22 protein-coding genes are annotated in these 26,187 nt (G+C 40.2%); 18 read left to right on the top strand and 4 right to left on the bottom strand.

All coding sequences use genetic code 11. The features are described 5' to 3' along the window. Window positions 1–30 precede the first annotated feature (30 nt). From ftsE to glpG, 5 genes are all read left to right on the top strand, one after another. On the top strand, window positions 31–705 hold the full coding sequence (ftsE, locus tag I1A42_RS15765; RefSeq protein ID WP_161156940.1) for a cell division ATP-binding protein FtsE: 675 nt from the start codon (window positions 31–33) through the stop codon (window positions 703–705). Beyond that, window positions 695–1,663: a permease-like cell division protein FtsX gene (gene ftsX / locus I1A42_RS15760; protein ID WP_161156938.1), complete on the top strand. Its 969-nt coding sequence runs from the start codon at window positions 695–697 to the stop codon at window positions 1,661–1,663. Before ftsE ends, ftsX begins: the two co-directional genes overlap by 11 nt. Before the next feature lie 151 nt (window positions 1,664–1,814). Then, on the top strand, window positions 1,815–2,669 hold the full coding sequence (rpoH, locus tag I1A42_RS15755) for an RNA polymerase sigma factor RpoH (RefSeq protein WP_161156936.1): 855 nt from the start codon (window positions 1,815–1,817) through the stop codon (window positions 2,667–2,669). A 436-nt stretch (window positions 2,670–3,105) separates the two neighbouring features. Then, on the top strand, window positions 3,106–3,429 hold the full coding sequence (gene glpE, locus I1A42_RS15750; protein WP_161156934.1) for a thiosulfate sulfurtransferase GlpE: 324 nt from the start codon (window positions 3,106–3,108) through the stop codon (window positions 3,427–3,429). Window positions 3,430–3,432: 3 nt separating this feature from the next. Continuing rightward, window positions 3,433–4,266, top strand: a complete 834-nt coding sequence (gene glpG / locus I1A42_RS15745; protein ID WP_196124003.1) for a rhomboid family intramembrane serine protease GlpG — start codon at window positions 3,433–3,435, stop codon at window positions 4,264–4,266. A 22-nt stretch (window positions 4,267–4,288) separates the two neighbouring features. Here glpG and I1A42_RS15740 read toward each other — a convergent pair whose 3' ends face one another. Then, the gene (locus tag I1A42_RS15740) at window positions 4,289–4,696 is read right to left on the bottom strand and encodes a flagellar basal body-associated protein FliL (protein ID WP_161156929.1); all 408 of its coding nucleotides are present in this window, start codon (window positions 4,694–4,696) and stop codon (window positions 4,289–4,291) included. Window positions 4,697–4,861: 165 nt separating this feature from the next. Between I1A42_RS15740 and I1A42_RS15735 the strand changes: the two genes are divergently transcribed. Together I1A42_RS15735 and ubiA are read left to right on the top strand one after the other, a co-directional pair. Continuing rightward, the gene (locus tag I1A42_RS15735) at window positions 4,862–5,404 is read left to right on the top strand and encodes a chorismate lyase (RefSeq protein WP_196124002.1); all 543 of its coding nucleotides are present in this window, start codon (window positions 4,862–4,864) and stop codon (window positions 5,402–5,404) included. Then, the gene (ubiA, locus tag I1A42_RS15730) at window positions 5,405–6,262 is read left to right on the top strand and encodes a 4-hydroxybenzoate octaprenyltransferase (RefSeq protein WP_196124001.1); all 858 of its coding nucleotides are present in this window, start codon (window positions 5,405–5,407) and stop codon (window positions 6,260–6,262) included. It abuts the gene before it with no gap. A gap of 90 nt (window positions 6,263–6,352) precedes the next feature. On the opposite strand, the gene plsB is transcribed toward ubiA, so the two are convergent. Beyond that, entirely contained in the window at window positions 6,353–8,788 is a 2,436-nt protein-coding gene (gene plsB / locus I1A42_RS15725) for a glycerol-3-phosphate 1-O-acyltransferase PlsB (protein ID WP_161156925.1), read from the bottom strand. Between the two features lie 218 nt (window positions 8,789–9,006). Between plsB and I1A42_RS15720 the strand changes: the two genes are divergently transcribed. The 4 genes from I1A42_RS15720 (at window position 9,007) to dinF (ending at window position 12,551) form a co-directional block, all read left to right on the top strand. Next, window positions 9,007–9,369: a diacylglycerol kinase gene (locus tag I1A42_RS15720; protein ID WP_329604834.1), complete on the top strand. Its 363-nt coding sequence runs from the start codon at window positions 9,007–9,009 to the stop codon at window positions 9,367–9,369. A 77-nt stretch (window positions 9,370–9,446) separates the two neighbouring features. Next, entirely contained in the window at window positions 9,447–10,076 is a 630-nt protein-coding gene (gene lexA, locus I1A42_RS15715) for a transcriptional repressor LexA (RefSeq protein ID WP_161156923.1), read from the top strand. Window positions 10,077–10,162: 86 nt separating this feature from the next. Next, entirely contained in the window at window positions 10,163–10,975 is an 813-nt protein-coding gene (locus tag I1A42_RS15710; RefSeq protein WP_196123999.1) for a class I SAM-dependent methyltransferase, read from the top strand. A gap of 235 nt (window positions 10,976–11,210) precedes the next feature. Next, window positions 11,211–12,551 carry an MATE family efflux transporter DinF gene (gene dinF, locus I1A42_RS15705; RefSeq protein ID WP_196123998.1) on the top strand — a complete coding sequence of 447 codons (1,341 nt, stop codon included), beginning with the start codon at window positions 11,211–11,213 and terminating at the stop codon, window positions 12,549–12,551. A 62-nt stretch (window positions 12,552–12,613) separates the two neighbouring features. Here the strand turns inward: dinF and sthA are convergent, their stop codons facing one another. Beyond that, window positions 12,614–14,014: a Si-specific NAD(P)(+) transhydrogenase gene (gene sthA, locus I1A42_RS15700; RefSeq protein ID WP_161156918.1), complete on the bottom strand. Its 1,401-nt coding sequence runs from the start codon at window positions 14,012–14,014 to the stop codon at window positions 12,614–12,616. A gap of 314 nt (window positions 14,015–14,328) precedes the next feature. Between sthA and fabR the strand changes: the two genes are divergently transcribed. From fabR to I1A42_RS15675, 5 genes are all read left to right on the top strand, one after another. Beyond that, window positions 14,329–14,982, top strand: a complete 654-nt coding sequence (gene fabR / locus I1A42_RS15695) for an HTH-type transcriptional repressor FabR (protein ID WP_161157001.1) — start codon at window positions 14,329–14,331, stop codon at window positions 14,980–14,982. After that, window positions 14,966–15,349 (top strand): YijD family membrane protein, encoded by a 384-nt coding sequence (locus tag I1A42_RS15690; protein ID WP_161156916.1) that lies wholly within the window; start codon window positions 14,966–14,968, stop codon window positions 15,347–15,349. Before fabR ends, I1A42_RS15690 begins: the two co-directional genes overlap by 17 nt. A gap of 211 nt (window positions 15,350–15,560) precedes the next feature. Beyond that, window positions 15,561–16,736, top strand: a complete 1,176-nt coding sequence (locus tag I1A42_RS15685) for a DUF917 domain-containing protein (protein WP_196123997.1) — start codon at window positions 15,561–15,563, stop codon at window positions 16,734–16,736. A gap of 16 nt (window positions 16,737–16,752) precedes the next feature. Next, window positions 16,753–17,478, top strand: coding sequence for an aspartate/glutamate racemase family protein (locus tag I1A42_RS15680; protein ID WP_196123996.1), 726 nt, complete (start codon window positions 16,753–16,755; stop codon window positions 17,476–17,478). A 353-nt stretch (window positions 17,479–17,831) separates the two neighbouring features. Further along, window positions 17,832–20,693, top strand: coding sequence for a helix-turn-helix domain-containing protein (locus tag I1A42_RS15675; RefSeq protein WP_196123995.1), 2,862 nt, complete (start codon window positions 17,832–17,834; stop codon window positions 20,691–20,693). A 76-nt stretch (window positions 20,694–20,769) separates the two neighbouring features. On the opposite strand, the gene trmA is transcribed toward I1A42_RS15675, so the two are convergent. Next, window positions 20,770–21,882: a tRNA (uridine(54)-C5)-methyltransferase TrmA gene (gene trmA, locus I1A42_RS15670; RefSeq protein ID WP_196123994.1), complete on the bottom strand. Its 1,113-nt coding sequence runs from the start codon at window positions 21,880–21,882 to the stop codon at window positions 20,770–20,772. 422 nt (window positions 21,883–22,304) lie between these two features. Between trmA and I1A42_RS15665 the strand changes: the two genes are divergently transcribed. Both I1A42_RS15665 and I1A42_RS15660 read left to right on the top strand, forming a co-directional pair. Beyond that, window positions 22,305–23,711 (top strand): tyrosine-type recombinase/integrase, encoded by a 1,407-nt coding sequence (locus I1A42_RS15665; RefSeq protein ID WP_196124078.1) that lies wholly within the window; start codon window positions 22,305–22,307, stop codon window positions 23,709–23,711. A gap of 4 nt (window positions 23,712–23,715) precedes the next feature. Then, entirely contained in the window at window positions 23,716–26,184 is a 2,469-nt protein-coding gene (locus I1A42_RS15660) for a hypothetical protein (protein ID WP_196123993.1), read from the top strand. The last annotated feature ends 3 nt before the right edge of the window (window positions 26,185–26,187 follow it).

Below are 26,187 nucleotides of genomic sequence, written 5' to 3'. Positions count from 1 at the left end.
TTCCTAAGGTAGGTTCAAGAGGAATAATGCGTGATTAAATTTCAACAAGTAAGTAAAGCCTATCGAGGCGGACGTCAGGCACTGCAGAAGGTAGATTTCCATCTACGCCGGGGTGAAATGGCGTTTCTAGGTGGGCATTCAGGTGCAGGGAAAAGTACCCTGTTGAAATTAATCTGTGCGATTGAAAGGCCAACGGACGGAAAAATCAGTTTTAATGATCACGATATAACACGGATTCCTAATCGTGATATTCCTTTTTTACGTCGTAATATTGGTATTGTATTTCAAGATCACCGCCTGCTGATGGATCGTACGGTGTTTGAGAACGTGGCTTTGCCAATGAGAATTGAATCTGCGAGTGAAGCGGAAATCAAACGGCGTGTTTCTGCAGCGCTAGATAAAACGGGATTGCTTGATAAAGCACGCTGTTTCCCGACACAGTTATCAGGTGGGGAACAGCAACGAGTTGGTATTGCTCGGGCTGTGGTTAATCGTCCGACTCTATTGCTTGCAGATGAGCCTACCGGAAACCTTGATCCAGAACTGTCGAACCGAATTCTACGATTATTTGAAGAATTTAATCGAGCTGGAGTCACCATTTTATTGGCGACTCACGATATTAACTTAGTGAATTCTCGTCCTCAATATCGTCACTTAGAACTGAACCAAGGTTTTTTGAGCGAGGTCCAAGATTATGGCCAATAAAAGATTAAAGCGTAAAGAGCCTAAGTCTAATCCTGGTAAGCGAATGAAAACGGATGGCTATTTTACTGTTCAGATAAAACAGGCTAAAGCGGCATTTAATAAGCTTTGGCAACGTCCGATGGGGAATATCCTTACGCTTGCGGTTATCTCTATGGCGCTCACTTTACCAAGTTGTTTTTATCTGATTAGTAAAAATATCTCATCTGTTGCTGCTAGCGTAGCCAGTTCTTCGCAAATTAGTGTGTACCTTGAAGAAGGCACGCCCGAAGCAAAAATTATGGTCATCAAAGATGAAATTGAGCGAAGGGATGATGTCGATAAAGTGGAATATATTTCGCCACAACAAGGGATTGAAGACCTGAGTGCGAATGCTGGATTCGAGCAAGCGATTAGTTTGCTGGATTCTTCTGCTCTGCCAGCTGTGTTGATTGTGAATCCCAAAGTCACTCAAAAACAGCAAATCAAGTCGATTGCCCTGGATATACAAAAAAACGCCAGTGTAACAGATGTGAGGCTTGACGAGGATTGGCTATCTCGTCTTGATGCCATTCGCAACCTAGCCAGTATTTTAGTGGTCAGTCTATCTATTCTGATGCTTGCTTCTGTATTTCTCATTGTAGGGAATACGCTGCGCTTTAATGTGCAGTCGAATAAAGAAGAAATACAAACCATGAAGCTGATTGGAGCAACCGACAGCTACATACTAAGGCCTTATGTATATTCTGGTATGTGGTTCGGTATTTTAGGGGCGATCATCGCGTGGGTAATGACGGCTATAATTACTTTATTGCTGAATAACGCAGTAGAAAAATTAGCAGGGTTATACGACAGTCATTTCCAACTATTGGGATTAGGTTGGGATGAATCGTTATTATTATTGATGATGGGAACCTTTATTGGATGTGTGGCTGCTCGAGTATCCGCGAACCGTCATCTCAAAGAAATAGACCCCATTTAGAATAGAAAATACGGACAATATGTTAACAAGTGTTGACTTGTTTATTATAATTGTTTATGCATAATAACTTCTAGTGCTTGAACTCTATTCATTTTAGGTTCAGCATAGTTGAGTTAAAGTGGCTCCAGATCAGAAATTGATGAGGAATTGAATGACTAACCAAGCGTATCCAATGGCTCTAGTAACGCAAGATAGCCTAGACAGCTATATTCGTTCAGTGAATAGCTATCCGATGCTAACAGCTGACGAAGAGCGCTCACTCGCAGAGCGGTTACACTACAAAGGTGACATTGAAGCAGCGAAAGGACTAATCCTTTCTCATCTTCGATTCGTTGTTCATGTGGCTCGAGGTTACTCTGGTTATGGTTTGCCTATGGCAGATTTGGTTCAGGAAGGTAACATCGGCCTGATGAAAGCGGTAAAACGTTTTAATCCGGAAGTAGGTGTTCGACTCGTGTCGTTTGCCGTCCACTGGATCAAAGCCGAAATTCACGAATACGTGCTTCGTAACTGGCGTATCGTAAAAATTGCAACGACTAAAGCACAACGTAAATTGTTCTTTAACCTACGTAAATCGAAAAAACGTTTAGGTTGGTTCAACAATGGTGAAGTTGAGACTGTTGCAAGAGAATTAGGTGTCGAGCCTTCAGAAGTACGTGAGATGGAATCTCGCCTAGCTGCGCAAGATGCGACGTTTGAAATGTCAGCAGACGACGATGAAAATTCGTCTTACACAGCGCCAGTGCTGTATCTTGAAGACAAAGACTCTGACTTGGCAGACAACGTTGAGGCCCAAAACTGGGAAGAACACACTAATCAACGTTTAACCGCAGCATTAGCAACGTTGGATGAACGTAGTCAACACATCGTTCGTTCAAGATGGCTTGATGACCAAAAAGCGACATTGCAAGAACTTGCCGATCATTATGGTGTTTCCGCTGAACGAATTCGTCAGCTTGAAAAGAATGCGATGAAAAAGCTTAAAGAAGCAGTGGGTGATATTTAAGTTATCCACTTTATAGAATGTGAAGGCTGAGATTTAACGATCTCAGCCTTTTTTATTGCCGATCGATATGTGCATGACTGATCTCAATATTGGTAAATTGGATCGAAAAATAGTGATCAGTAGGGGATTTAAATCTGTGGATAACTCTGTGACAAATTTATTTATGAGTTGTCATCAAACAGGGTAAATAAAGGGCTGAAAGCGATTTTCCGAATGGGGATATGTTTTCTTTTACACACAGCTAAATAAGGATCATTACTAGATGTTGTGGATCAAAGATCAAAAAAACACTTTATCAACGCTATCCACAGTTTTATCCACAAAATGATCCTAAAGTAGCATAAGTGGATAACCTTATTGAGTACGTGTACTTGTTAGCCATTGGATAGGTTACAATGCAGTCAATATAACAACCCAAGATTACAAGGCTTTTCAAATGGACCAATTTCAACATATCGATGTATTTAATGCTCATAAGATGATGGAAGAAAAAGGGGCGGCTTTAGTTGATATCCGTGATCCGCAGTCTTTTCATGTGGCTCATGCCGATCAATCTTTTCATTTAACGAATGATACGATTGTGGAATTTATGAATGAGATTGAATTTGATCATCCGGTTCTTGTCATTTGTTATCATGGCAATAGTAGTCAGGGAGCTGCTCAATATTTAATAAACCAAGGTTTTGAACAGGTATATAGTGTTGATGGTGGTTTTGAAGCTTGGCATCGAGCAGGCTTACCCGTAATAAAAGGCGAATAATTTATGATAAAACTGGTCACTCTAAACAATCCTCGTGTTGCTCAAGCTTTTATTGATTATATGGCGAAGCAGCAGATTGATATTCAGATGATGTCTGAAGGAGATGGGCAGTTTTCATTGTGGTTATCTGATGATTCACAATATTCGGCTGTGGTTGATGAACTAAATCTATTTATCACTCATCCTGATGATCCAAAGTATCAAGCGGCATCCTGGGAGATCGGTCATGATCAATCACCGCCCTTTAAATATCAATCTCCAAGCTTGATCTCGATGATCAAAGATCGAGCAGGGCCTGTCACCTTAATAATCATGGTTGCGTGTATAGCGATTTATCTACTGCAGATATTGGGTTTTGGACGCGCTATTTTTTCTCTACTGCATTTCCCTGCTTATAAATCTCAGCAATGGCAGTTATGGCGCTGGGTCTCTCATGCATTATTGCATTTCTCAGTTATGCACATCGCTTTTAACTTACTGTGGTGGTGGGATCTTGGTGGTTCAATTGAGAAAAAGCTTGGCAGTGTTACCGTAGCAAAAATATTTGTGGTATCCGCAGTTATCTCAGGTGCTGGGCAATATTGGGTTGATGGTGCAAACTTCGGGGGATTATCTGGAGTGGTTTATGCTTTGCTTGGTTACATATGGGTGATCAGTGTTCGAGCTCCGCATCTTGGAGTGAGTCTGCCTAAATCAATTGTTATATTTATGCTGATTTGGTTAGTACTTGGCTATGTGCAACCTTTTATGGCTATCGCAAATACAGCACACTTGGCTGGATTACTTGCTGGTGGATTACTTGGCTTGAGTGACGCTTGGCGTCATCAAGCCAAATAGATTAAGCCGTTCTGTTGCTGTTTTATTGATACATATATTTGGTAAAAAGTAAGTCGGCGATGATACGGCGCCCGGTCTCTGGTAGTAAGATGTTATTTAGTTTTTCTACCAGAGTCTTACGTAAATCTTCTCGCCCCGAGAGTGACTTGATCGTGTCTGCACTTTGCTCTCCTAATAATTCAACCACTGCATCACGGATTAGGGGCTGATGTTTTTCTACAATAGGAAGATCAGCCTCATTAGCGACCATGATATCAATGCGTACTTGGATATAACCGAGTTTTTTACCTTTGGTGTAAAAGTTAGTGGTGAGATCGGGTTCGAGCGTAAAGTATGCAAGTTTGGGTGGTTGTTCTTGCTCAGCAGAGGCACAGAAAGGTGCGAGCAAACTTAAAGTAAGTATCACTGGGGTTAGAAAACGTTTAAACATATTGTTGTCTTTTCTTTAGTTTGTTTACGATATTCGAAAGGCTCGAGTCTTGTTACAATAAGTGCAACAATCCATTAAATAAAATAGTGATAAGCCCAGTTATGGTTGCTAGAAGTGATCTCTGGCTTCACCTATGACGCTATGTTGTCATATAGAAATATTAGTATGAATAAGTTTACTTCGCTCTACCTATATTCGCTACATTACGTTAGCTGGTCTTCACCCAGTATGTTCACATTTCCTGATGAACAGAGTAAGAAATGGCTGTTGGAAAAAGGATCATTATCACGTTTATTAGCCAAACAATGTAATCAACTTAATGTTAATTTGATAAATAATCAACAAGTTGCGCATAAAAATTTATTAGCTAATGATGTTGCCCCTCTAAATACCTCAGAAGATTGCTGGGTTCGAGAAGTTGTGCTTTTAGGTGATAATGAACCATGGGTGATTGGCCGTACCCTTATTCCTGAATCAACAATTCGTGATTCACAGCATGATTTATCTAACCAAGGAACAACTCCTCTAGGATTAACGGTTTTTAGTGCGGATAATGTGAAACGTGATGGATTGGAAGTAGGGTGGGCCGACGTTGACGGTAAGCCTTTATTAGCTCGACGTTCACGTCTATGGATGGATCACAAACCAATGCTAGTCGCAGAACTCTTTTTACCTCATTCCCCTATTTATACTCAGGAGCCTGTTTAGATGACCTTTGCTAAAGCACGCGCATATTGGCAGTTAATGCGTATGGATCGCCCAATTGGTTCACTGCTTTTGTTATGGCCAACCATTTGGGCATTGATCATTGCAGCAAAGGGCTTACCAGATTGGAAAGTGCTCATTGTTTTTGTTCTGGGCGTTTTTTTAATGCGCTCTGCTGGCTGCGTAATTAATGATTTTGCCGATCGCAAAGTCGATGGCTTTGTGAAAAGGACACGTAACAGACCGTTACCTTCAGGGGTGGTGAGTGCGAAAGAAGCGGTCTTCTTATTTGTTACATTATCCATCATTTCATTTGCTTTAGTGTTGACCATGAACGATTTAACCATCAGGTTATCTTATTTTGGTATCGTGCTCGCTTTTATTTATCCGTTCATGAAACGCTATACCTACTTACCTCAGCTATTTTTAGGGCTTGCTTTCAGTTGGTCGATTCCTATGGCTTGGGCTGCGCAGTCGGGTGAACTACCGATGATGGCTTGGTTTGTTTTTGTGATTAATGTGTTGTGGACTATTGCTTATGACACCCAATACGCGATGGTAGATAGAGATGATGATCTCAAGATTGGTATTAAATCAACGGCCATTCTATTTGGTCGTTTTGATAAACTGATCATAGGCTTACTGCAGTTAGCAACACTGGCCATGTTGATTGGTTTAGGCTGCCAGTTACACTTAGGTGTTATTTATTATTGGGTTCTGTTAGTTGCTGGTGGTTTGTTCGTGTATCAGCAGCATTTAATTCGCCATAGAGAGCGTGATCCTTGTTTTGTTGCATTTTTAAATAACAATTATGTTGGGATCGCAGTTTGCATCGGTTTGTTGATTGCTTACTTAATTTAACCGTTTTATTGTTTATAACAAAGCCGCTCATTTGAGCGGCTTTGTCTTTTTATGCACAAGTGATTCATGTCATTTAGAAAATCGTGACAGTTACATATCCGTTAGCTCAGTTTGATAAATACTCTCCTGAATAGTCAATCTGACTTCCGGATAAAGCAAATGGTATAACTCTTTCGCAAAGCTTAAGCTTTGCTCTTGTTGGCTATTTCCTTCTTGGTCTATATATCCTTGTTGCTTTAAAGTAATGAATAAACTAGCAAACACACCCTTATCAAAAAATTCAGGCGCATTAATGCCATGCAGTCGGCCCAAACGTTGCGCGACTTCTTGGCTATAGCGTTCTAAGTTTGCTTTACCCAGTTCTGGATGTTTGACCAATAGATTTAGCGTAATTGCATAGCGCTGCAGTGTCTCTGATGTTGTACGACCTAACAGCATCAAAGTTTGAGTATTACTTTGATTTATCTGAACTTGGTCGCCAGATACCGTCATTAATTCCTGTCTCTCTAATTCATCAATATAAGCATTAACCACAGATTCTAGCTCATCGTTTTGATAGTGGATGAACAACTCTTGTTTAATGAAAGGATAAATATGCTTTACGGTTTTAAATATTTGCTGTTTTGACACCCGTTGATGACGAATGATGATTTGAGCAATGAGAGATGGCAGTGCCAATAGATGAATAACGTTATTACGATAATAAGTCATCAGAATAGATTGGCTGCGATCAAGGGAGATGATATCCCCGATTTTGTCCGATTCAATGATGAACTTATCCAACGACTCGGCATGGCGCACCAAACTTACGGCATCCTCTTTAGGTACTGTACAGGTGTTCGAATAAGGAACATTGCGCAATAAATCCAAATAACAGTCGATTTGCCGAACCAGGTTATCGCGTGATAACGCTCTTTGGCGAGAGGCAAGGAGAGCTGTGGCGCATAATGTCATCGCATTAGCTGCCGCTGCGCTATTGATACGCGTCATCATTGTATTGGCTAACTCATTAACCGTTGGCGTCATCCATTGAGGTTTACTTGTTCCCATCGGATCAATATCTTGGGTCCAATCAGGTACTCTTTTATTCAAAAATTGATTAAGTGAAATAGGTTCACCGAAGTTAACGTAGCCTTGGCCAAAATTGCGCAGTTTTCTTACGGTACGTAATACGAGGCCAGCATTTTCTTTCTCTTTGCGACTGCCTTTCAATTCTTTTGCGTAACTGCCTACTTCCATAACGTGTTCATAGCCAATATAAACGGGTACTAACGTCACCGGACGATTTAGCCCCCTTAGCATGGCTTGAATTGTCATGGCGAGCATGCCGGTTTTAGCGGGTAATAAACGGCCAGTTCTCGAACGACCTCCCTCACTAAAATACTCAACGGAATAACCTTTGGTGAACAGCTCTGCTAAATATTCTCTAAAGATAGTAGAGTAGAGTTTATTGCCTTTAAAGCTGCGGCGGATGAAGAAAGCACCACCACGACGAAACAGTGGGCCAGCAGGAAAAAAGTTAAGATTAATACCTGCAGCTATATGTGGAGGGACTAGCCCTTCATGGAATAAAACATAAGACAGCAGCAAATAGTCCATGTGGCTACGGTGACAAGGTACGTAAACAATTTCATGGCCATCTTGAGCGAGTTTACGAACTGTCGCTGCATTATTGATGTTTAAACCTTGATAAATACGGTTCCATAGCCATCCAAGTAAGCGATCGCCTTTTTTAACTAAGGAATATGAGAATTTGGCTGCAATCTCATCGAGAATCTTCTGCGCTTCATGACGAGCTTTTTCTTCTGAGATATTTTTACTCTTGGCTTCATCTGCAATCGCTTTTCTGATCGCCGGAGAATTCATTAACCTTTCAAACAGTTGATAACGTTCGGGCAGGTTAGGGCCGGACGCAGCAAGTTTTTGACGTGAAAAATGGATGCGGGCGACACGTGCTAGCTTTAATGCAATCGCTTCATCTGTTCCGTGGTTATCTGCCATATAGCGTAGGGATACGACGGGGCTGAACCTAACCATACAGTCTCGACCTGAAGTGAGTACTACTTTGGCTTTTTGTCCTGAACGATAGGCTCGTAAATAGGGTTTGTGTTCACCTTCTTTTCCCGGTTTTCTACCCCATAAAACAGTGGCAGGAATCACTTGAACATCAAGTTCAGAGTCTACTTTATGTTGTTGTAGTAACTCAGAGAACAGCTGAATTGATGTTGTTGGTATATGATTATCTGCTTTTCTTAACTTAGGGCGAGAGCCAATAAATACATAACGTTCATACTGATGGTCATTAATCTCTAGCGGTTGTAGCGGATCGGGGAGTCCAGCCTCAATTGCGAAGCGCTGAAGTGTCACTAAATCTACATTGGAACGAAAAGGTAGTGCGTAAACGATCGGCTTGGTAACATTGATCCCTAAATCATCAATGGGCTTTGATGGAATAGCATTTCCTTTCACCAATATCTTTAACGGTAGGTTGAGTAATGAACGAGTTAAGCTGTGTCCAGAAGACATAAGAGTTCTGAGCCTCAAGAAATAGTCGTAAGTTTTAAGCGTTCCATTTTTGTATATTAAACAAACATTCACCATCGATGTGGTTGAGAGATAGAACGCATCACTGATTTATAATTGTTGAGTTTTAAGAATAACAGAGCTGGTCGAACCTGTTAACTTAATTGATGATTCGAGCGTCTAATCATAATGATAAATTTGCAAATAGCCTTGGAGCACCTGTGAGTACAAAAAATCCACAAGGGTTGAAACGTTTAATTAAAGCGAGTCGATACTCTGTTCAGGGGTTAAAAGCTGCATTTAAAAACGAAGCAGCTTTTAGAGAAGAAGTCTTATTAGCTTGTATTTTAATCCCAATCGCATGTTGGTTGGATGTGACTCATGTTGAACGTATCTTAATGATTAGTTCGCTACTCATGGTTATGGTTGTTGAACTACTCAACAGTGCAGTTGAAGCCGTGGTTGATCGTATTGGTAGTGAATACCATGAACTAGCTGGTAGAGCGAAAGATATGGGGTCGGCTGCTGTGCTGATTATGATGGTCATCACGGCTTTTGTTTGGGTTGGTATCCTCTTTATCTAAAAAATGAGCAATTGGCTTTGCATTTAACCAAATACTGGATATACTCACAGGCAACTGTATAAACAGACAGGTGAATTATGAAGCCGTTAACGCCACGCCAACAACAAGTCTTCGATCTGATTAAAACTAAAATTGAAGAGTCAGGAATGCCGCCAACTCGCGCAGAGATTGCCCGTGAGTTAGGATTTCGTTCTGCTAATGCAGCGGAAGAACACTTAAAAGCACTTGCTCGTAAGCAAGTGATTGAGATTGTCCCTGGTGCCTCTCGAGGTATTCGTATTTTGTTGGATACTGCAGCCAATGATACTCCAGAAGAACAAGGTTTACCTCTTATTGGTCAGGTTGCTGCAGGCGAACCTATTTTGGCTCAAGAACATGTTGAAGCACATTACCAAGTTGATCGTGCAATGTTCCGACCTAATGCTGATTTCTTGCTTCGTGTTCATGGCGAAAGTATGAAAAAAATTGGCATAATGGATGGTGACTTGTTAGCTGTGCACAAAACGCAAGATGTTCGTAATGGTCAGGTTGTGGTGGCTCGTGTTGAAGATGATGTCACAGTGAAACGCTTAGAGCGCAAAGGCTCTACGGTGTTACTACATGCAGAAAATGACGATTTCGCACCGATTGAAGTTGATCTCACTTGTCAGCAGTTAACGATTGAAGGGATTGCCGTAGGTATTATTCGTAATACTGACTGGATGTAAAATCTTCTTGAGATCTATTCTCAATAACTTGTAAATCTAATTGATATTCATTATCATCTTTCTGTTGCCCTATAAGGAAGATGATAATGTGTGCTGCTTCAACTCCTACAAATAAGCGTTATCAGATCCCAACCAATCTTGTACAACCGTTATGGTTGCGTAGTCGAGAAAGTTTGGTTGATAACGGACTTATATACGATCCTATCGCAGCGACTGCTTGTCAGCGTTGCCAACTCGCCCCTGATTGCCTTTCTGGTGACATCGATCAAAAGCAGTTATTGCATGCAACATTAGCCCAAGTGTGTGATCAGCAGGTACGACATTTCTTAGAACTACATCCGGATGGCTGGATTGTGAATGTCGGTGCGGGGTTAGATACTCGATTTTATCGGATTGATAATGGGCGCTGTCATTGGGTCGAGCTTGATATCACAGAGAACCTTTTGTGGCGGCAAAAGCTTTTTCATCGTAGTGAACGGTATCAGCATTTCTGCGGCAGTGTGACTGAGTTAGATTGGTTCGATGATCTGCCTGTGCCAGAAAATGCGCCGATTCTAGTATTATGTGAACATGCTTTATTAGATTGTGATGCCGAGCAAGTGGCTCATTTTATTCATGCTCTAGGATTCAATTTTTCAACGGCGACTGCTTGTGTAGTATTGGCTGGTGACAAAACATCGACTAAGCTTGGCCAAAAATTAGGCTCAGGTATTTATCAGCATGGATTTGATTCTGTTTGTGATGCGATGTTGAAATGCTTGCCTTGGTTAAAGTCCGTATCAGCACTATCACCTCTTGATAGGCATTGTACACGTTGGAAACTGTGGCAACGCACACTGCGTAAATTAGGCCGATATAAACTGCGTTTTACTCCAGTTGTTACAATATTGCGTTGGTAATCAAGCTCTACCATATTTTTAAATGACCTTAAGGTTTGCGATGCAGAGCGCTATCAGTGAGCAAAGGTCGGTCACGTAGGAGTAATAGCTCCTACGTAGAGTGACTCTATTTGCAAATCCGTTCCTCCTAAAGAAATGAATACATTCTTGCTGAAACAGCATCTTGATCTAACTTGGGGATAGAGCATTAGCATTAACTTAGTTACACTTTGCCTTCTAACAAAGAGGGCAAAGTGTGCAATTCATTCTTCAAACTTTATCAAATAGGACTGTTCATCGACAGGTACTCTGGCTTGCAGTACCAATGGTTTTATCCAACATCACTGTTCCACTATTAGGTTTAATTGATGCGGCTGTTATTGGCCATTTAGACCATGCTTGGTATTTAGGTGGGGTTGCTTTAGGCAGCACGATGATCAGTGTTACGCTCTGGCTACTTGGCTTTTTGCGGATGTCTACCACGGGGTTAACCGCTCAAGCCGTCGGTAGTGAAGACCCAAAACAGTTGATTCGAGTTTTGTTGCAAGGGCTTATTATGGCAATCGGATTTGCCACAGTCTTTCTCCTATTTCACCGAGTGATCGCTGATCTCATTTTTCAATGGAGCGATGCTAGTGAACACGTCAAACACTACGGCTATCAATACTTCACTATTCGAGTATGGAGCGCCCCAGCTTCTTTAGCTAATTACGTATTACTGGGATGGTTATTAGGTACACAAAATGCGCGCGCTCCAATGTGGATGGTGATCATTACTAACCTTGTTAATATTGTTCTCGATTTACTCTTTGTTGTTGGCTTGAATTGGAAAGTGGAAGGCGCCGCCTTGGCTTCTGTTATTTCTGATTATGTTGGAACCATATTTGCGCTGATATGCGTTGTACGTTATTGGATTTCACACCATCTTCCATCTCCAAAATCCGTATGGGGGCAGGTGAGTCATGGTTTAGTGCGTTTTATTAAATTAAACCGTGATATTTTTCTGCGCTCGTTATGTTTGCAAGTGGTTTTTAGTTTAATGACTTTTCAAGGTGCAGCTTTGGGAGACAAGACCGTTGCTGCTAATGCGGTATTGATGAGCTTTGTCATGTTCATCTCTTATGGAATGGATGGGTTTGCTTATGCAATGGAAGCCTTGGTCGGAAAGTCAATTGGAGCGAAGAGTGAACACCAATTAAAAGAGGCAATGATTGGTACCGTATTTTGGAGCTTACTGATATGTGCACTGCTCACCATGGTGTTTGGATTATGCGGTGATGGATTAGTAGGATTGATAACCGATATTCCTAACGTGCATCAACAGGCTATGGAATTTATGCCTTGGCTGGTTGCGATGCCGTTGGTTTCCATGTGGTGTTATTTGCTGGATGGCGTATTTATTGGTGCAACTAAAGGAAAAGAGATGCGCAATAGTATGTTTGTTGCAGCAGCGAGCTTTTTTATTCTTTTCTGGTCGACCCAAAGTTGGGGAAATCACGGATTGTGGTTATCGATGTTAACCTTTATGGCAATACGGGGGCTGACTTTAGCTGTGGTAATGGCACAGCAGTGGAAAGCACAGCGTTTCTTAGTGTAACGGATAGAAAAATGCAGCGAAAAAACGCTGCATTTTTATTGGTTACTTGGGAAATGTAAACTTCAGAACAAGCGATTTAGACCATTCAGTGCAGCAACACGGTAAGCTTCAGCCATGGTGGGGTAGTTAAATGTCGTGTTTACAAAATATTCAATGGTATTCGCTTCCCCTTTCTGTTCCATGATTGCCTGACCAATGTGAATAATTTCAGAAGCTCGTTCGCCAAAGCAATGGATGCCTAGGATTTGCTTGGTTTCTCGATGAAAAAGAATCTTTAAGCTACCAATGTTTTTCCCAGCGATTTGTGCTCGCGCTAAATGTTTAAACGAAGAACGTCCTACTTCGTAAGGAACTTTTGCTGCTGTCAGTTCTTGTTCTGTCTTACCCACAGAGCTTATTTCTGGAATGGTATAAATACCGGTAGGAATATCTTCGATCAATTGGCTTGATGCTTCACCAAACGCAATATCTTGTGCGACGAATCGCCCTTGATCGTAAGCTGCACTGGCTAGGCTCGGGTAGCCAATGACATCTCCCACCGCATAAATATGTTCAATGTTAGTTTGATAGCTTTTATTTACCTGCAGTTGCCCGCGTGAATCAGGTTCTAGGCCAACGGCAGACAAATTAAGTTTATCGGTATTTCCTGAGCGGCCATTAGCAAACAAGATACAATCGGCTTTCATTTTTTTGCCCGATTTTAAATGCACAACTACGCCATCTTGGCTACCTTCAACTGTTTGATACATCTCATCATTACGAATGATAACGCCACTATTCCAAAAGTGATAAGAGAGAGCATCGGAAGTTTCGTTATCCAAGAAAGAAAGTAAGCGATCACGAGTATTTACTAAGTCAGTTTTTACACCTAAACCACGAAATATCGACGCATATTCACAGCCAATAACACCTGCACCATAAATAATAATGTGGCGAGGGTCGTGCTCTAAACTCAAAATGGAATCACTGTCGTAAATCCTTGGGTGAGAGAAATCGATATCTTTGGGTTGATAGGGACGAGAGCCGGTTGCAATCACAAAGTGATCGGCACTGTACTGCTCACTACTGCCATCTTCTGCCGTGATATTGATAGTGTGTTCATCGACAAAGCTTGCTAAACCGAATAGTAAGGTGCATTGGTTTCGGTCGTAGAAACCTTGGCGTAGACGAGTCTGTTTATCAATAACACTTTTGGCGTGATTTAAAATGTCAGAAAACGAAGCGTGCAAGCTGGTTTTATTTTTACAAAAGAGAGGGTTGTTATTAAATTCAATAAAACGGCTTACTGCGTGACGTAATGCTTTCGATGGGATAGTTCCCCAGTGAGTACAACCTCCGCCGACACTGTGTTCTTTTTCTATCACAGCAACGCGTTTCCCTGATTTCGCTAGCCCCATCGCAGCACCTTCACCGCCTGGGCCACTGCCAATTACAATCACGTCAAAATGATTATTCTGTGCCATTGAAAATCCCTTCGTTATTGTTGTTAATATTTTGTATTAATAGTGTAACTTACCTTATTCCTAAGTGGCACTAAGCCTTGCTGACAGAGTGGAAGGGATCACGTTGCGTGATGTTTTGCCACGCGGTCATTGTGCGAATACTTTTATTTAAAGAATAGTGTAAAGCGTGATGGGATGCTTTTTTGTGAGCAAGGTTTTCGGCTTGATCGAACAAATCGGATGTCTTTTTGTTAGGGTGTGTTTTGATGCTTAGACAAAATGGGCAATCAGGTTATAGTATGGAGCAGAGAGAGTTAACTGAGATTGTAGTTTCTATGAAAGCGACCGGAGTTCGTGCCCAGCAGAAAGAGAAAACGCGTCGATCATTAATTGATGCGGCATTTAGTCAGTTAAGTGCTGAACGCAGTTTTTCAAATTTAAGTTTGCGTGAGGTAGCTCGAGAGGCTGGAATTGCACCTACATCTTTTTACCGCCATTTCAAAGATATGGATGAGCTTGGGCTGACGATGGTGGATGAAGGTGGCCTATTGCTGCGTCAGTTGATGCGCCAAGCGAGGCAGAGAATTGTCAGAGAAGGCAGCGTTATTCGTACATCCGTGGAAACTTTTATGGAATTTATCTCTAACAGTCCGAACGTATTCCGACTGTTATTGCGCGAGCGTTCTGGTATTTCTGCTGAATTTCGTGCTGCTGTAGCTAGAGAAATCCAGCATTTCTCTGCTGAACTTGCTGAGTATTTGATTGCGACGGGAATGAGTCGTGAAGAAGCTGAAACACAGGCTGAAGCATCAGTGACTTTGGTATTCAGTTCTGGAGCAGAGGCATTAGACTTGAGCCGTCAAGAAAGGGATGAACTTGCTAGTCGGTTAATTAAACAATTACGGATGATTGCCAAAGGTGCGCATTGGTACCGTAAGGAACGTGAACATCACCAAAGAAAAGGCGAATTGCATGTCGAAGCAAAATGACACATCAAATCATGGTTCTGAACGTAAGACCTTAGTCCTCGCTCTGATTGCAGGGATGTGTGGGGATTATATTTTATCTTGGATAATGATGAGCGAAGTGACGTTCTCAATTTTTCCATTAATAGCACTCGTACTGTCAGTGCAGGCCTTATATCAAGAATATTTACGTAATCCAATCGCTGAAGATATTCCTTTGGTTGGGTTAGCATGTTTTTTTGTGGGGGCGGTAGGACATTCTGCTTTTATTAAAGCTCAATATCCACAAGAAGGAAGTAACTTTTTATCTTTGATTATTTTGATGGTTCTAGTTTTATGGATTGGGAAAAAATTAGGGTTTCTTACTCCGAAGAAAAAAGATACCGACTGAGTTAAATAAATTGACTATCGTATGACCAATAAAAAACGAGCACACAGTGCTCGTTTTTTTTATTTGAATCCAATAGTTATTACCTAACCGGACATTATTTTGCCTAAATTACCAAATTGATACCGAATTGATACCAGGCTGATACTGTATTGAGTTCGACATATCTTTAACGTTGTGATTTCACACATTAAAAATAAGAAGGATTTTATTTATGGCTCATGGTGTTCTTAATCGAGAAGATTTGAATAATATTATTTTAGGTGCTCATTTCTATGCATCCGGGGGAGGTGGTGCACTAAAAAATGGTCAAGCATTGCTAGATAGAATTGATGATTTGTTTAAAGAAAAATCAAATTCAGAAATTCGAGTTAAGTACATTGATATTGATGAAGTTAAAGATGAGGATTGGCTTCCTGTTTTGGCTGCCATGGGCGCACCGGAACAGTTTTTGAAAAAAGGATATGGCAGTTCTCCTGTTACGTCATTTGAAGCCTTAGAAGAAGTTTTAAAGAAGGAATTTTCTGCGTTATCTCCTGTTGAAACTGGCGCTATTGCATATGGTATGAGCCTATTGGTCGCTGCTCATAAAAAAATCCCAATCATCAATGGTGATGGAGGTGGAAGGGCCTTTCCATGCTTACAATTATCGACGTTTGCTAATCCCCAACTCAATGCGCCAATCCCAGTATCCCCTTGTGTCCTGACCTCCGAGGATTCGCTAAAAGACAATGGTGGCGTGTTAACTATCCAATGTAATTCAAGTTCTGATGTCGATGCTATGACGAGAGCGATTATCAGTGAATCAACCAGTTTTGATCAGCGTGCATCACTGTCGTCATTCGCCATGAAAGGCTCCCAACTAAAGCAGGATAATGCTGCGGTACCCGATATGTTGATGAAAGCAAAAGATCTAGGAAAAAACATTAAAGTGAGTGTACAAGAGAGTGGTTCTTGTTTCGATGTGATTGAGCGTCTTCCTGGTGCTCAGTGTGTTATGAAAGGAAGATTAGTCAGCATTACAGATAAAACTGAAAATGGATTCGATTGGGGTGTTCAAGAATACCAAAGTGATAATGGAGATAAATATTTCGTTATTTCCCAAAATGAAAATTTGCTTCTTTGGTCTGATAATTTAGGTACACCAATAGCAATGGCCCCTGATTCAATTTGTTGTTTTTCTAGTGATGCATCGTTAATAAGTAATGATGAGATAATGGAAGTATGGGAAACAACACCAACTGATTATCGATTAAGAAATATGGCAATTTATACTGTTAATTGTGCTAAACAAATTGATCAAAAATGGTTCCATGATAATTTCGCGGAAATATTTAAAAAGTTTAATTATTTTGGTGACTATCATTCACCAATAAAAATCACGAATTAATAATGGATATTATTAAATGAAATTAAAAATTATTATTCCAGTTAAGACCAAAGAATTTACTGATCAAATTTCTGATAGTGTTGATAAATTTAGAACTAAAAATATTACGATTGATCTAGAACATATAGATCATGGTTCTTCCTTTATCGAATCTCGAATTGATTTAACGAATAATGCCCCTTATGTGGTTGAAAAAGTCATTCAAGCGGAAAAAGAGGGATACGATGGGGTATTTGTTACTGATATGGATATGTGTGGGGTCGAAGCTGCACGACAAGCGGTAACCATTCCTGTTATTGGGGGATTTCGGGCAAGTTTTTATACGGCGATGCTCTTGAGTCAAAAGGTCTCCATTCTTACAGTTAGTGATGTGGTTGATCTGCAAAATGAGCATGTAAGAGCGTTTGGAGTAACAGAAAACCTAGCATCGATACGACCACTAGACCAAAGTGTTAATGACCTTAAAGGCAGTACATGCCACGAAAGAAAGATAATCTTACATGATTTGTTTAAGTTAGCCTGTAAAGCGATAGACCAAGATGGTGCTGATAGCATTATGTTTGGGTGTACGGGGTTTACTGGGTATGCCAAAAAGCTCAGTAAGAAGCTAAGTGCTAAGTACGGTGTGTATGTGCCTGTGATGGATCCAAACCGTTGTGCTATTAGTTACTTAATCATGTTGGTCAAAAACAAACTATCTCATAGTGGGGTGAGTTATCCATATATCTCATCTGCTGAATGAAAGAAACGAGCTACCTAAAAGCTCATTTTTATTAGCTATAAATACATCTTTTACTTTGTATCTGTAACGTAATAAAAACTCACAGGGTAAGTAAATTTTTACTTTTTGGCTTACTCTGTGACATTAGACAATACTGATAACTACCTCTACTTAACAATAGCTTTAGTATCAATATTGAAACAATTCTGAATATTTTATCATTTGGTTTATTCTATTAATGAATATTAACATTAACTAATTCCATATTAGGTTAATATTATTAAATTTATCAACGTAATTCATATATAAGCTTGAAAATAGAAGGCATTTAATTATTATAGATTCTCATATGATAATTATTCTAGAGAAAGGTAATGGCAGGTAATGTCTTTATTGATGGTCAAAAGTTAAAGCAATTAAGGGAGCAGCGTGCTTTATCCCAGGAAGGGTTAGAGCAAGCATGCAGCCAAAAGAAAGGTTGTAGTGTATCTATTGCTACCATTAAACGAGCTGAGATAGGAAGTGCATTAAGTCGTAGAACCATCGCTCGTCTCGCCAATTTCTTTTCAGTACCAGTTGAAGAATTACTGCTAACAAGTCAAACGGATACAAACCAAATACTCTTACCTCGCATCAACAAAGAGTGCCTAGCTGTTTGGATTCGCACAGGCTCTAAATTAATATTGGATGATGTTTTAGATCGTTTTTCTCACTTGGAGCCTATGACGCTAGAGCACTTAGGAAATACTCTAGTTGTTATTTTGCCTTGTATCGATGATGACCAAAAATTGTACCTATCACTACAGAGTGATTTGATAGACCTTTCTCGTCGTTCTTCTCAATATTTTAAAGCGATTGTGTCCACACAAACGGTGATTCAGCAACCCGATGATAATCGTTGGCACTTAGATGAATCATACATTTATAGAATGTCTGAACTGGCAGCGCTGCCGGAAAAAGCAGCAGTTGTGGTCTCTGACACTTTGGCCGAAGCTAGCAAGCCATACTTTTTATATGGAGAATTGCTTTCGTCTAATGGGTATAAAACGCTCTTAAATAAAGTTGATGTTAGTTACGGAAAAACATTTGGTAGAGAACATGAGCTGCAATTATTACGTTATTCAGTGGATGATGTGATAACAAAAAAAGAAAATGTGTGTTTTGCTATTCAAGGCGTGCAGGGTATTGGCAAAAGTCATATGCTGCATACTCTCTCTAGTCTTTTCGCACATCAAGATTGGCGAATAGCTAAGTTGGATTTCAATTTTGGATTGTCTCCAAGCCACTTTTTTCTTTCTGCCCTAGGTGATGTTTTTAATCTTACACTGGAACCTTCTATAGAGAGTGTGGATAGTGAGGATTATCTAAATACGTTAATTGATGCTCTAGTGACCCATACCGAAAGTATCGGTGCTGTTTTTCTTTCGCTTGATAATTTTCACTTAATTGATGAGCAATGTTTAGCGACGATATGCCGTGTTTTGGGTCGCTTAAGAGAGCTACCGATATCTTTGGGAGTGACTTACTTACCAACTGATGCTGCTATTCGGTATGTAGAAACACTAAGTACTCTGAACTTTTCAGTGACGCATCTCCCTCTTATGCCGCTATCTAACACAGATATGGTCTATCTACTCGATAGTGATCGCCATGTTGAATCGGAAGCGAGTGCATGTATAGTGAGTGCAGAAGGGAACCCTTATTATTTGTATAAACTTATTCAATCATATAAAGAAGAGCGAATTCCTACGGATATCTCATTTTATCTGCACAGTAAATTGAATAGCTTATCACCTGAGCTGAATAAGGTGCTTTCTTTCATCGCTTTAGCAAATCACCCTTTAACGGTAAATGATATCAGTAATCTGACTGATTTTGGTCCAATAGGACTTGAAACATTGGTCAATATGAGACTGATTAGAATATCTGCGGCTAAAGTGATTAGTCTTGGTCATCCTTTTCTGAGTCCTTTGATGGAGAAAGAACTGGACCATGAAGACAAGAAGACTGTCTATATCGCGATTGCCAATTATTTAGAATCTCAAGATAAACTTGGTACACAAAGCTCAAACGTTCTGTATGTTGATTACTACACGAAAGCAGAAGATTGGGGAAAAGTGTCTGAACTTCTACTTAATAACGGTAAATCCTCTATTACATCTGGGGATTATCAGTCCGCAAAGCGATATCTTCATCAAGCATTAGAGAGTTATCGCAGTATCTCTAACCCAACAGATTACTCAGAACTGTTATTTGAAATATATCTTACTCAAGCCATTATCACTCGAGTTACCGATGGATGGGTAAGTTTTAGTACCGTGGCCGCCTATCAACGATGTATCTCTTTGGCAAAGGAACTCCATTCTGCATACCGACATTGTATTTCTCTCAGTGGGTTATGGGTGAAGCAATTAATGGCGATGGATTTTGAATTATCAGAGCAAACGGCGAACGAAATGCTGCGCTTAGCAGAAGAATCTAATTATGATCATTGTCGTTCTCTTGCATACAGTTGTTTGACAAATTCCCAATTTTGGTTAGCTAAACATCAAGACGCCATATTTAATGCGAAAGAATCTTTTAGATACTTTCATCAAGTTGAAAGTGATGAATTTTACTTCTCTATCGGCATTAACCCTTTAGCTTTAGCTGGGTGTTTTGGTTGCTTGTCAGCCACTTTAGCCTGTTGTGACGAAGATAGAGCATTTTTACAGAAAAGTGTCCATGAAGTTGGGGTTATCAATGATCCTTTTTCTCATTCCATCGTGTTACAAGGTGAGATGTGGTCAGCCTACCATCTGAAGCGCTTTGATGAAGTGACCGAACTGTCTGAGCAATTATGGGCTATTGCAGATTCAAATAATTTCCCGTTCTATCGGGGAGTTGCCTCTTTATTTAAAGGATGGGCACTATTTTTTACTCAGGCATTAAGTGCAGATCAGGCACTTGAGATTGTGGAAGAAGGTTACAGTCATTGGTTAGCATCAAGTGGTGACCAAATCGCTCATTCGCTTTATTGTTTAATTCGAGCTGAACTTTATTACGAGGTCGGAAACTTAGCAGAGGCACAGCAAATCCTAGAATATGGAATTAAAATAGCCTCAGAAAAACAAGAAGCTTGTTACTTATCTCCTATGTATGTTCTGCTTGGTTATTGTGTCGAAAGTGGTGCTAATTTCCATGAGTTGGCAAAACATATTGCTCTTGAACAAGGGGCACATTTGTTCCTTAAGTAAGGCGGCCTATCTATTAAAAAGGCATACTGTTTTTATACGCAGAATGCCTTTTTACTAAGCTCTCAACGTCGTCACTTTATTTTGTGCGTCGTTCTAAAAACAGACCTGCTTCCATGTGGTGGGTATATGGAAACTGATCAAATAAGGCAAAGCGAGTAATGTCGTGCGTTTTGCTGAGAATTTCTAGGTTCTCTTTGAGTGTTTCTGGGTTACAAGAGATATACATAATGCGTTCATAACCTTGTACCATCTTACATGTATCAATATCCATACCAGCGCGTGGTGGATCGACAAAGATAGTATTGCAGTTATAACTATTAAGATCGACACCATTATCTTTTAGGCGGCGGAATTCTCGTTTACCTTCCATTGCTTCCGTAAACTCTTCAGCCGACATCCGAATAATCTGCACATTATCAATGTTGTTTGCTTTGATGTTGTATTGTGCTGATTGAACTGAAGGTTTGGCTAATTCGGTCGCAAGAACGCGTTCAAAATTTTGTGCGAGCGCTAAAGAAAAATTGCCGTTACCACAATAAAGTTCAAGTAGGTCACCTTGACTACCTCGAGTGCAGTCAACTGCCCATTCCAACATTTTTTGTGCAACAGGACCGTTTGGTTGAGTAAAACTATTTTCAACTTGTTGATAAATATATGGCTGTTCGTGAACGTGCAGGGTCTCTACTACGTAGTCACGGTCAAGCACGATTTTCATTTTTCGAGCACGGCCAATTAAGTTGATATGATAGCCTTCTTCAGTCAGTGTTTGTTTCAATGTTTGAGCAGCTTCTTTCCATTCATCATTTAACTGTCTGTGATAAAGAAGTGAGACCAAAATTTCACCGCTCAACGTCGATAAAAAGTCCACTTGGAACAGTTTGTGACGCAGGGTTTTACTTGGTTTTAATGCTTCAATTAAACGAGGCATCAATTGGTTAATTAATTGGCTTGCTGATGGAAACTGATCAACACGATACTTTTCACGGGTGTCTTGGTTAAACATGATGTAATAAAGGTCGTCACCCTCATGCCATACTCGAAACTCGGCACGCATACGGTAGTTTTGACTTGGAGACTCATAAACTTCTAACTCTGGCACGTGATAGGGTGCAAACATCTCATTGAGTCGAGAGACTTTCTCCGAGAGCTGCTCTGAGTATTGGTTAGGATTGACATCAAGAGTCGCCATAGTGTTACCTTTTTATGGTGCGTTTGTTTAAGAGCGCAGATTTTATTCAATCCCACCTACATGTCCAGTACTGTCTGCCAAATAGTTGCTTTAGGCAGAATCAAGATTCAACTCAATCATTGTTATATGAGCGTCTCCACTACTTCAATGATGGATTCGTGAGTTCTTTATGAAACGTAATATGTAAATCAATTATTGCTAGACTATTCATTGATTGGTCAATAATATCCACTATTAGTTGGTGTGATATGGATGCCTAGACGGCTAAATGTCACTGAAAAGGGAATCCAGTGAAAATCTGGAACTACGGTTGGGATTTTTGTTAGGTGTCGAAAGTTAACAATTGAAATGAATAAAAATTAGACAGATAGGATGGAGCATTATAATGTAACACCATGATTATTTGGTTATTTGGTGTTAGTGTGATTGAGCAGAGTGATACATTTCCAGAGGACTATGGTGTTGATTACTGCCTTATGTGGATCAATACGGACAAATATCCTTCATTTACCAGTAGAGTTGCCTCTGATAGTGGTGAGATAATCCAAGAAGTAAACGACAATTCAAAACCATTTATTTATAAAATTCCGATTTTAGTTGACCCAGATGGCATTAATGTAGTGCCAGTCAATTTATACCTGCACTCTCTATTGTCAAATCCAGATATATCTTCCGTTGATACAATTGAATCTCATGCAAATGCGTTATTAAGCTTCTATCGTTGGATGAGTATGGAAATCCCAGAACATACTGACAAAAGAACAGGAGTCTTGATTGAAGAGAAGCTCCCATTAACAATATTTGACTGCACTGAGAAAGTAGAAGAAAGCCCTGTCGTTAGATACCGTGATTACTTATTAGAGAATATTTATGCCGAAGATGAAAATGGAAAAATCGGTGGTTCACCAAATACAGCTTCGAGCTATGTACTAAAAGTAGTTGCTTACTACACCTATCTTCATCGTCAACGGATAGTTCCACTTAGCAAAACTTTTCGCCCATTCGAGTTTTCAGCTAAGAAAGTTCGTATACAGAACAAAAATAAGAGAGCGCAACATAACATGCTCTCACATCTCAATGGTTATCGCGGCGATGTTACCGTATATACGACGGGGCTCACCAAACCATTTAAGAACAAACAAAAGCCTCAAGACGCTGATATCCGCGAGTTGCGTCCCCTGCGTGAAGATGAAAAACAAGCCTTTTACCGATATATCGATGTGGAAAATTCATCGGATACTAAGGACTTAATGTTGTACACGGCAGCGGAGGTTGGAGTGAGACTCGAGGAGTTGATAACTTTTCCAGCATCTGTCGTAGAGAAGCCAAAATCTGAAGTTGTAAAAGTGCCAATTGGTGAGCGAATCAACGGTTGCCTTACCAAATACAGAAAAGAGAGGACGATTGAAATTCCAGCTCACGTTATGGATCTTTTGTATGAGTACAAGCTAAGTAAGGCCAGGAAGAAAGCTATTGAAAGTGGGTTATTGCGTCATAACCACTTATTTGTTCAATCTAATGGCTGTATCTACGCACCAAACACAATTCAAAAGCATGTGGAAACGGTACGTAATGATTTGATTCTTAGTGGACTTGATATTTATTTTGTTACGCATGATTTACGAGCTACTTTCGCGACCGATTGGCTGTACAAGAAGCATATTGAAACAGGTAAGCCCTTTGAGGCGCTGATCTCCGAATTAGCACACTTGATGGGGCATGATAATACTGGTACTACTCAAAAATACATTAACTATCTAAATGATGATAAAACATGGTTTGATTTCTCTCAGCGCAAAAATCAATTTGCACAAGAAGTTTTGAGATGAGCGCATGGCAAAAAGTCGATTAGCAGCATCTAGAAATAAAAATAAACGCATTACTCAACCAAAAGCGAAAGATAACGTTACTTCATTAGATTTGAGTTTTAAACTGCATCGAAAAGAGAAAGCGTATGGTTATCAATTCAATCTTCTTGATTGGTGTCATGAGCAGTGCGATCCTCAAAGGCCATTAGTAAAACCATCTCGCTTGAAAATAATGCAAAAGCTAAAGGGCTGGGTTGATCAAGAGAAAAAAAATAACGGTAGTGAAAGCTCTATATTTACTAGGTTATTCGTTTTAAAGCGGTATCTTGTTTTTTGTGATTTTAAAAAAAACTCCCCTTTTTGTCAGGCTGGATACCTTTCTTATGTTGGGAACGCGGGTGAATTGTGGCGTTTAGTTCATGAGAGGGGGGAGCAGAAAAAATATAGCTTTCAATACTATGATGGTGAAGAAGCTGGCATATTGGAATCCACTGCTTGTAGTAGAAAGATGTTCCTCGATAATCTTCTTTCAGTGCTTGGTGTCGATGTATCCGAGTGGCAAGCCACGCTTAAATCTTTTTCTACTCTGAAGGATGAAGCATCAACACAACCTTATATATCAAGTGAGTGGTATGGATTAGTTCGACGCACTCAACTTTTCTTTTTTTCTTTGGCAACTCAACTTATTGCTCTAAAAGAGGAGAACCCTGAAGCACTTCCCCCTCGATGCTTAGACGGCATTGTCGTAGATAGGGTAAATGGTCGTGACACTACAATTGAGTTGGGGGGCGGTGATGTAAAAGATGGAGCAGGGAGTCCTTTTAATCAATGTATGGCTGCAGCTTACATCTTATTTGCCTACTACACCGCATTTAATGACACACCGATTAAGGAGGTTCGTCATCCTATTAAAGTAGTAGTATCGAAGGCAGAAAATCGTACATCGAAAACAGCTCAAGTTCGTGCATATAAAGGGCGCTCATCAAAAGACGTAAAGGCGTTGTTTTCAGAATCAGAAGAAAACTTGCATCCCGAAGCTAGTGAAAAAAGCGTTGGGTTTATAGTTGCTAATATTAATAAACGAGATAGTGTCGGGAAAGCCGACGGCATCACATTTCTCCAGACCTTTGAATTACTATCAAAAAAGTACAGTGATGACCCGTTTGATACCTTATTATATTTTCTCAATAGCCAAGGAGAAAAAACTAAGGTGGAGATTGGGCACGCTCTATCAGCGTTATCAAGGAATTTAAATTTACTTTCTAGTAACAGAAGTGAGCTAGTCGATCACTTAGTTAAAACCTATATCGACATTGTTGAAAATCAAAAGATGATCACTTTTAACTGGGTTCAGAGAGAGGATAGGGCATGGATAATGGACAGGCAGGTCATCGAACTAGTTAAAAGCGCTGTAACACAAAGAGCAATTTCCATAGCTTATGCTGCTATCTCATGTATGACGGATGTTTCACTTCGAAATGTACTGATGCCACTTAGCTATTCAAATAAAGATTCTAATGGAAATATCACGATTTCTTTTAAATATCTTGATGGCTCAAAAGGTGAGTTTACTGTTGATTCTAAATACCGCCGTTTTCTTCAATTAGTTGAGCTCTATGCAGCAACGAGAAACCCGATACCTGGTATAACGCGAGTTGGTCTGAGTAAGCGACGTAGTGGTGGAACCAAACCTCCTTTTCTACTGCCTTTGGGGAGGCAAAATCTTACTTACCAGTGGTCCGAAGGTAAGGTGCCTATAAGCTCATACTTGTTGAACTTGTGCGGAATTGACTATGGTGACTACTTTTTAAATATAAATTCAAGTCGAATTCGAGTTACTCACTCTGACTTAGAATACAAACCAGAAGAGCGTGGGCTGACTGCTCAAAAGATTTTGCAGCACAGCATTGAAACGGCTGATAGGCGATACCGAAATGGACATCCGGTTTCAAATAGTAAGCAAATATCGCAAGGAATGATGGTGCTAAGTCACATCGCTGCGGGAAATACACGCAATGAAGCTATAAAAACGCTTGAGCAAGAGCTAAAAATTCCTGTTTTAGAATACGAGATTTGGAAAAAACGCAACCGACCTACTAACCCTAACGGTGTTGATTGTGACGGTCAAATTGATCTGAACTCAGAAAAAGATTGGCACTATGCGGCGCGTAAATTTGCAGAAGAAAAGGGGATTATTGAAGATGGTCAGGATATTACCTGTTATCAATACGATCTTTGCCCCTTTTGCAAAAGCGCCAAGCTTGTTGATGACCCCTACGCTATTTATAAATTGCTGAGTTTTCTCGATGTTCTAAGTGAAGGTATTGATCAATATCCAGAACGAGCGTCGCTCATTCAGGCTAAGTTAGAGCGCTTTCAAGCCCATCTTGATGATATACCATCAGAAACAATTGAGAAGGCTGAAGGTTTGCTGGAAGAAAAAGGGCGTTATCCCATCTTCAACTCGTTATCTTCCATTACCCCATATCTATAAGGC

It is taken from the genome of Vibrio nitrifigilis (assembly GCF_015686695.1).
Taxonomy (GTDB): domain Bacteria; phylum Pseudomonadota; class Gammaproteobacteria; order Enterobacterales; family Vibrionaceae; genus Vibrio; species Vibrio nitrifigilis.
The sequence above is the reverse complement of the archived record's forward strand: the minus strand, read 5'-3'. Positions and strand labels throughout refer to the sequence as shown.

What these genes read in the sequence shown, in the direction of transcription:
- ftsX (WP_161156938.1), top strand. Translation starts at nt 695, where the DNA reads ATGGCCAATAAAAGATTAAAGCGTAAAGAGCCTAAGTCTAATCCTGGT.
- rpoH (WP_161156936.1), top strand. Translation starts at nt 1,815, where the DNA reads ATGACTAACCAAGCGTATCCAATGGCTCTAGTAACGCAAGATAGCCTA.
- glpE (WP_161156934.1), top strand. Translation starts at nt 3,106, where the DNA reads ATGGACCAATTTCAACATATCGATGTATTTAATGCTCATAAGATGATG.
- glpG (WP_196124003.1), top strand. Translation starts at nt 3,433, where the DNA reads ATGATAAAACTGGTCACTCTAAACAATCCTCGTGTTGCTCAAGCTTTT.
- I1A42_RS15740 (WP_161156929.1), bottom strand. Translation starts at nt 4,696, where the DNA reads ATGTTTAAACGTTTTCTAACCCCAGTGATACTTACTTTAAGTTTGCTC.
- I1A42_RS15735 (WP_196124002.1), top strand. Translation starts at nt 4,862, where the DNA reads ATGAATAAGTTTACTTCGCTCTACCTATATTCGCTACATTACGTTAGC.
- ubiA (WP_196124001.1), top strand. Translation starts at nt 5,405, where the DNA reads ATGACCTTTGCTAAAGCACGCGCATATTGGCAGTTAATGCGTATGGAT.
- plsB (WP_161156925.1), bottom strand. Translation starts at nt 8,788, where the DNA reads ATGTCTTCTGGACACAGCTTAACTCGTTCATTACTCAACCTACCGTTA.
- lexA (WP_161156923.1), top strand. Translation starts at nt 9,447, where the DNA reads ATGAAGCCGTTAACGCCACGCCAACAACAAGTCTTCGATCTGATTAAA.
- I1A42_RS15710 (WP_196123999.1), top strand. Translation starts at nt 10,163, where the DNA reads ATGTGTGCTGCTTCAACTCCTACAAATAAGCGTTATCAGATCCCAACC.
- sthA (WP_161156918.1), bottom strand. Translation starts at nt 14,014, where the DNA reads ATGGCACAGAATAATCATTTTGACGTGATTGTAATTGGCAGTGGCCCA.
- fabR (WP_161157001.1), top strand. Translation starts at nt 14,329, where the DNA reads ATGAAAGCGACCGGAGTTCGTGCCCAGCAGAAAGAGAAAACGCGTCGA.
- I1A42_RS15690 (WP_161156916.1), top strand. Translation starts at nt 14,966, where the DNA reads ATGTCGAAGCAAAATGACACATCAAATCATGGTTCTGAACGTAAGACC.
- I1A42_RS15685 (WP_196123997.1), top strand. Translation starts at nt 15,561, where the DNA reads ATGGCTCATGGTGTTCTTAATCGAGAAGATTTGAATAATATTATTTTA.
- I1A42_RS15680 (WP_196123996.1), top strand. Translation starts at nt 16,753, where the DNA reads ATGAAATTAAAAATTATTATTCCAGTTAAGACCAAAGAATTTACTGAT.
- I1A42_RS15675 (WP_196123995.1), top strand. Translation starts at nt 17,832, where the DNA reads ATGGCAGGTAATGTCTTTATTGATGGTCAAAAGTTAAAGCAATTAAGG.
- trmA (WP_196123994.1), bottom strand. Translation starts at nt 21,882, where the DNA reads ATGGCGACTCTTGATGTCAATCCTAACCAATACTCAGAGCAGCTCTCG.
- I1A42_RS15660 (WP_196123993.1), top strand. Translation starts at nt 23,716, where the DNA reads ATGGCAAAAAGTCGATTAGCAGCATCTAGAAATAAAAATAAACGCATT.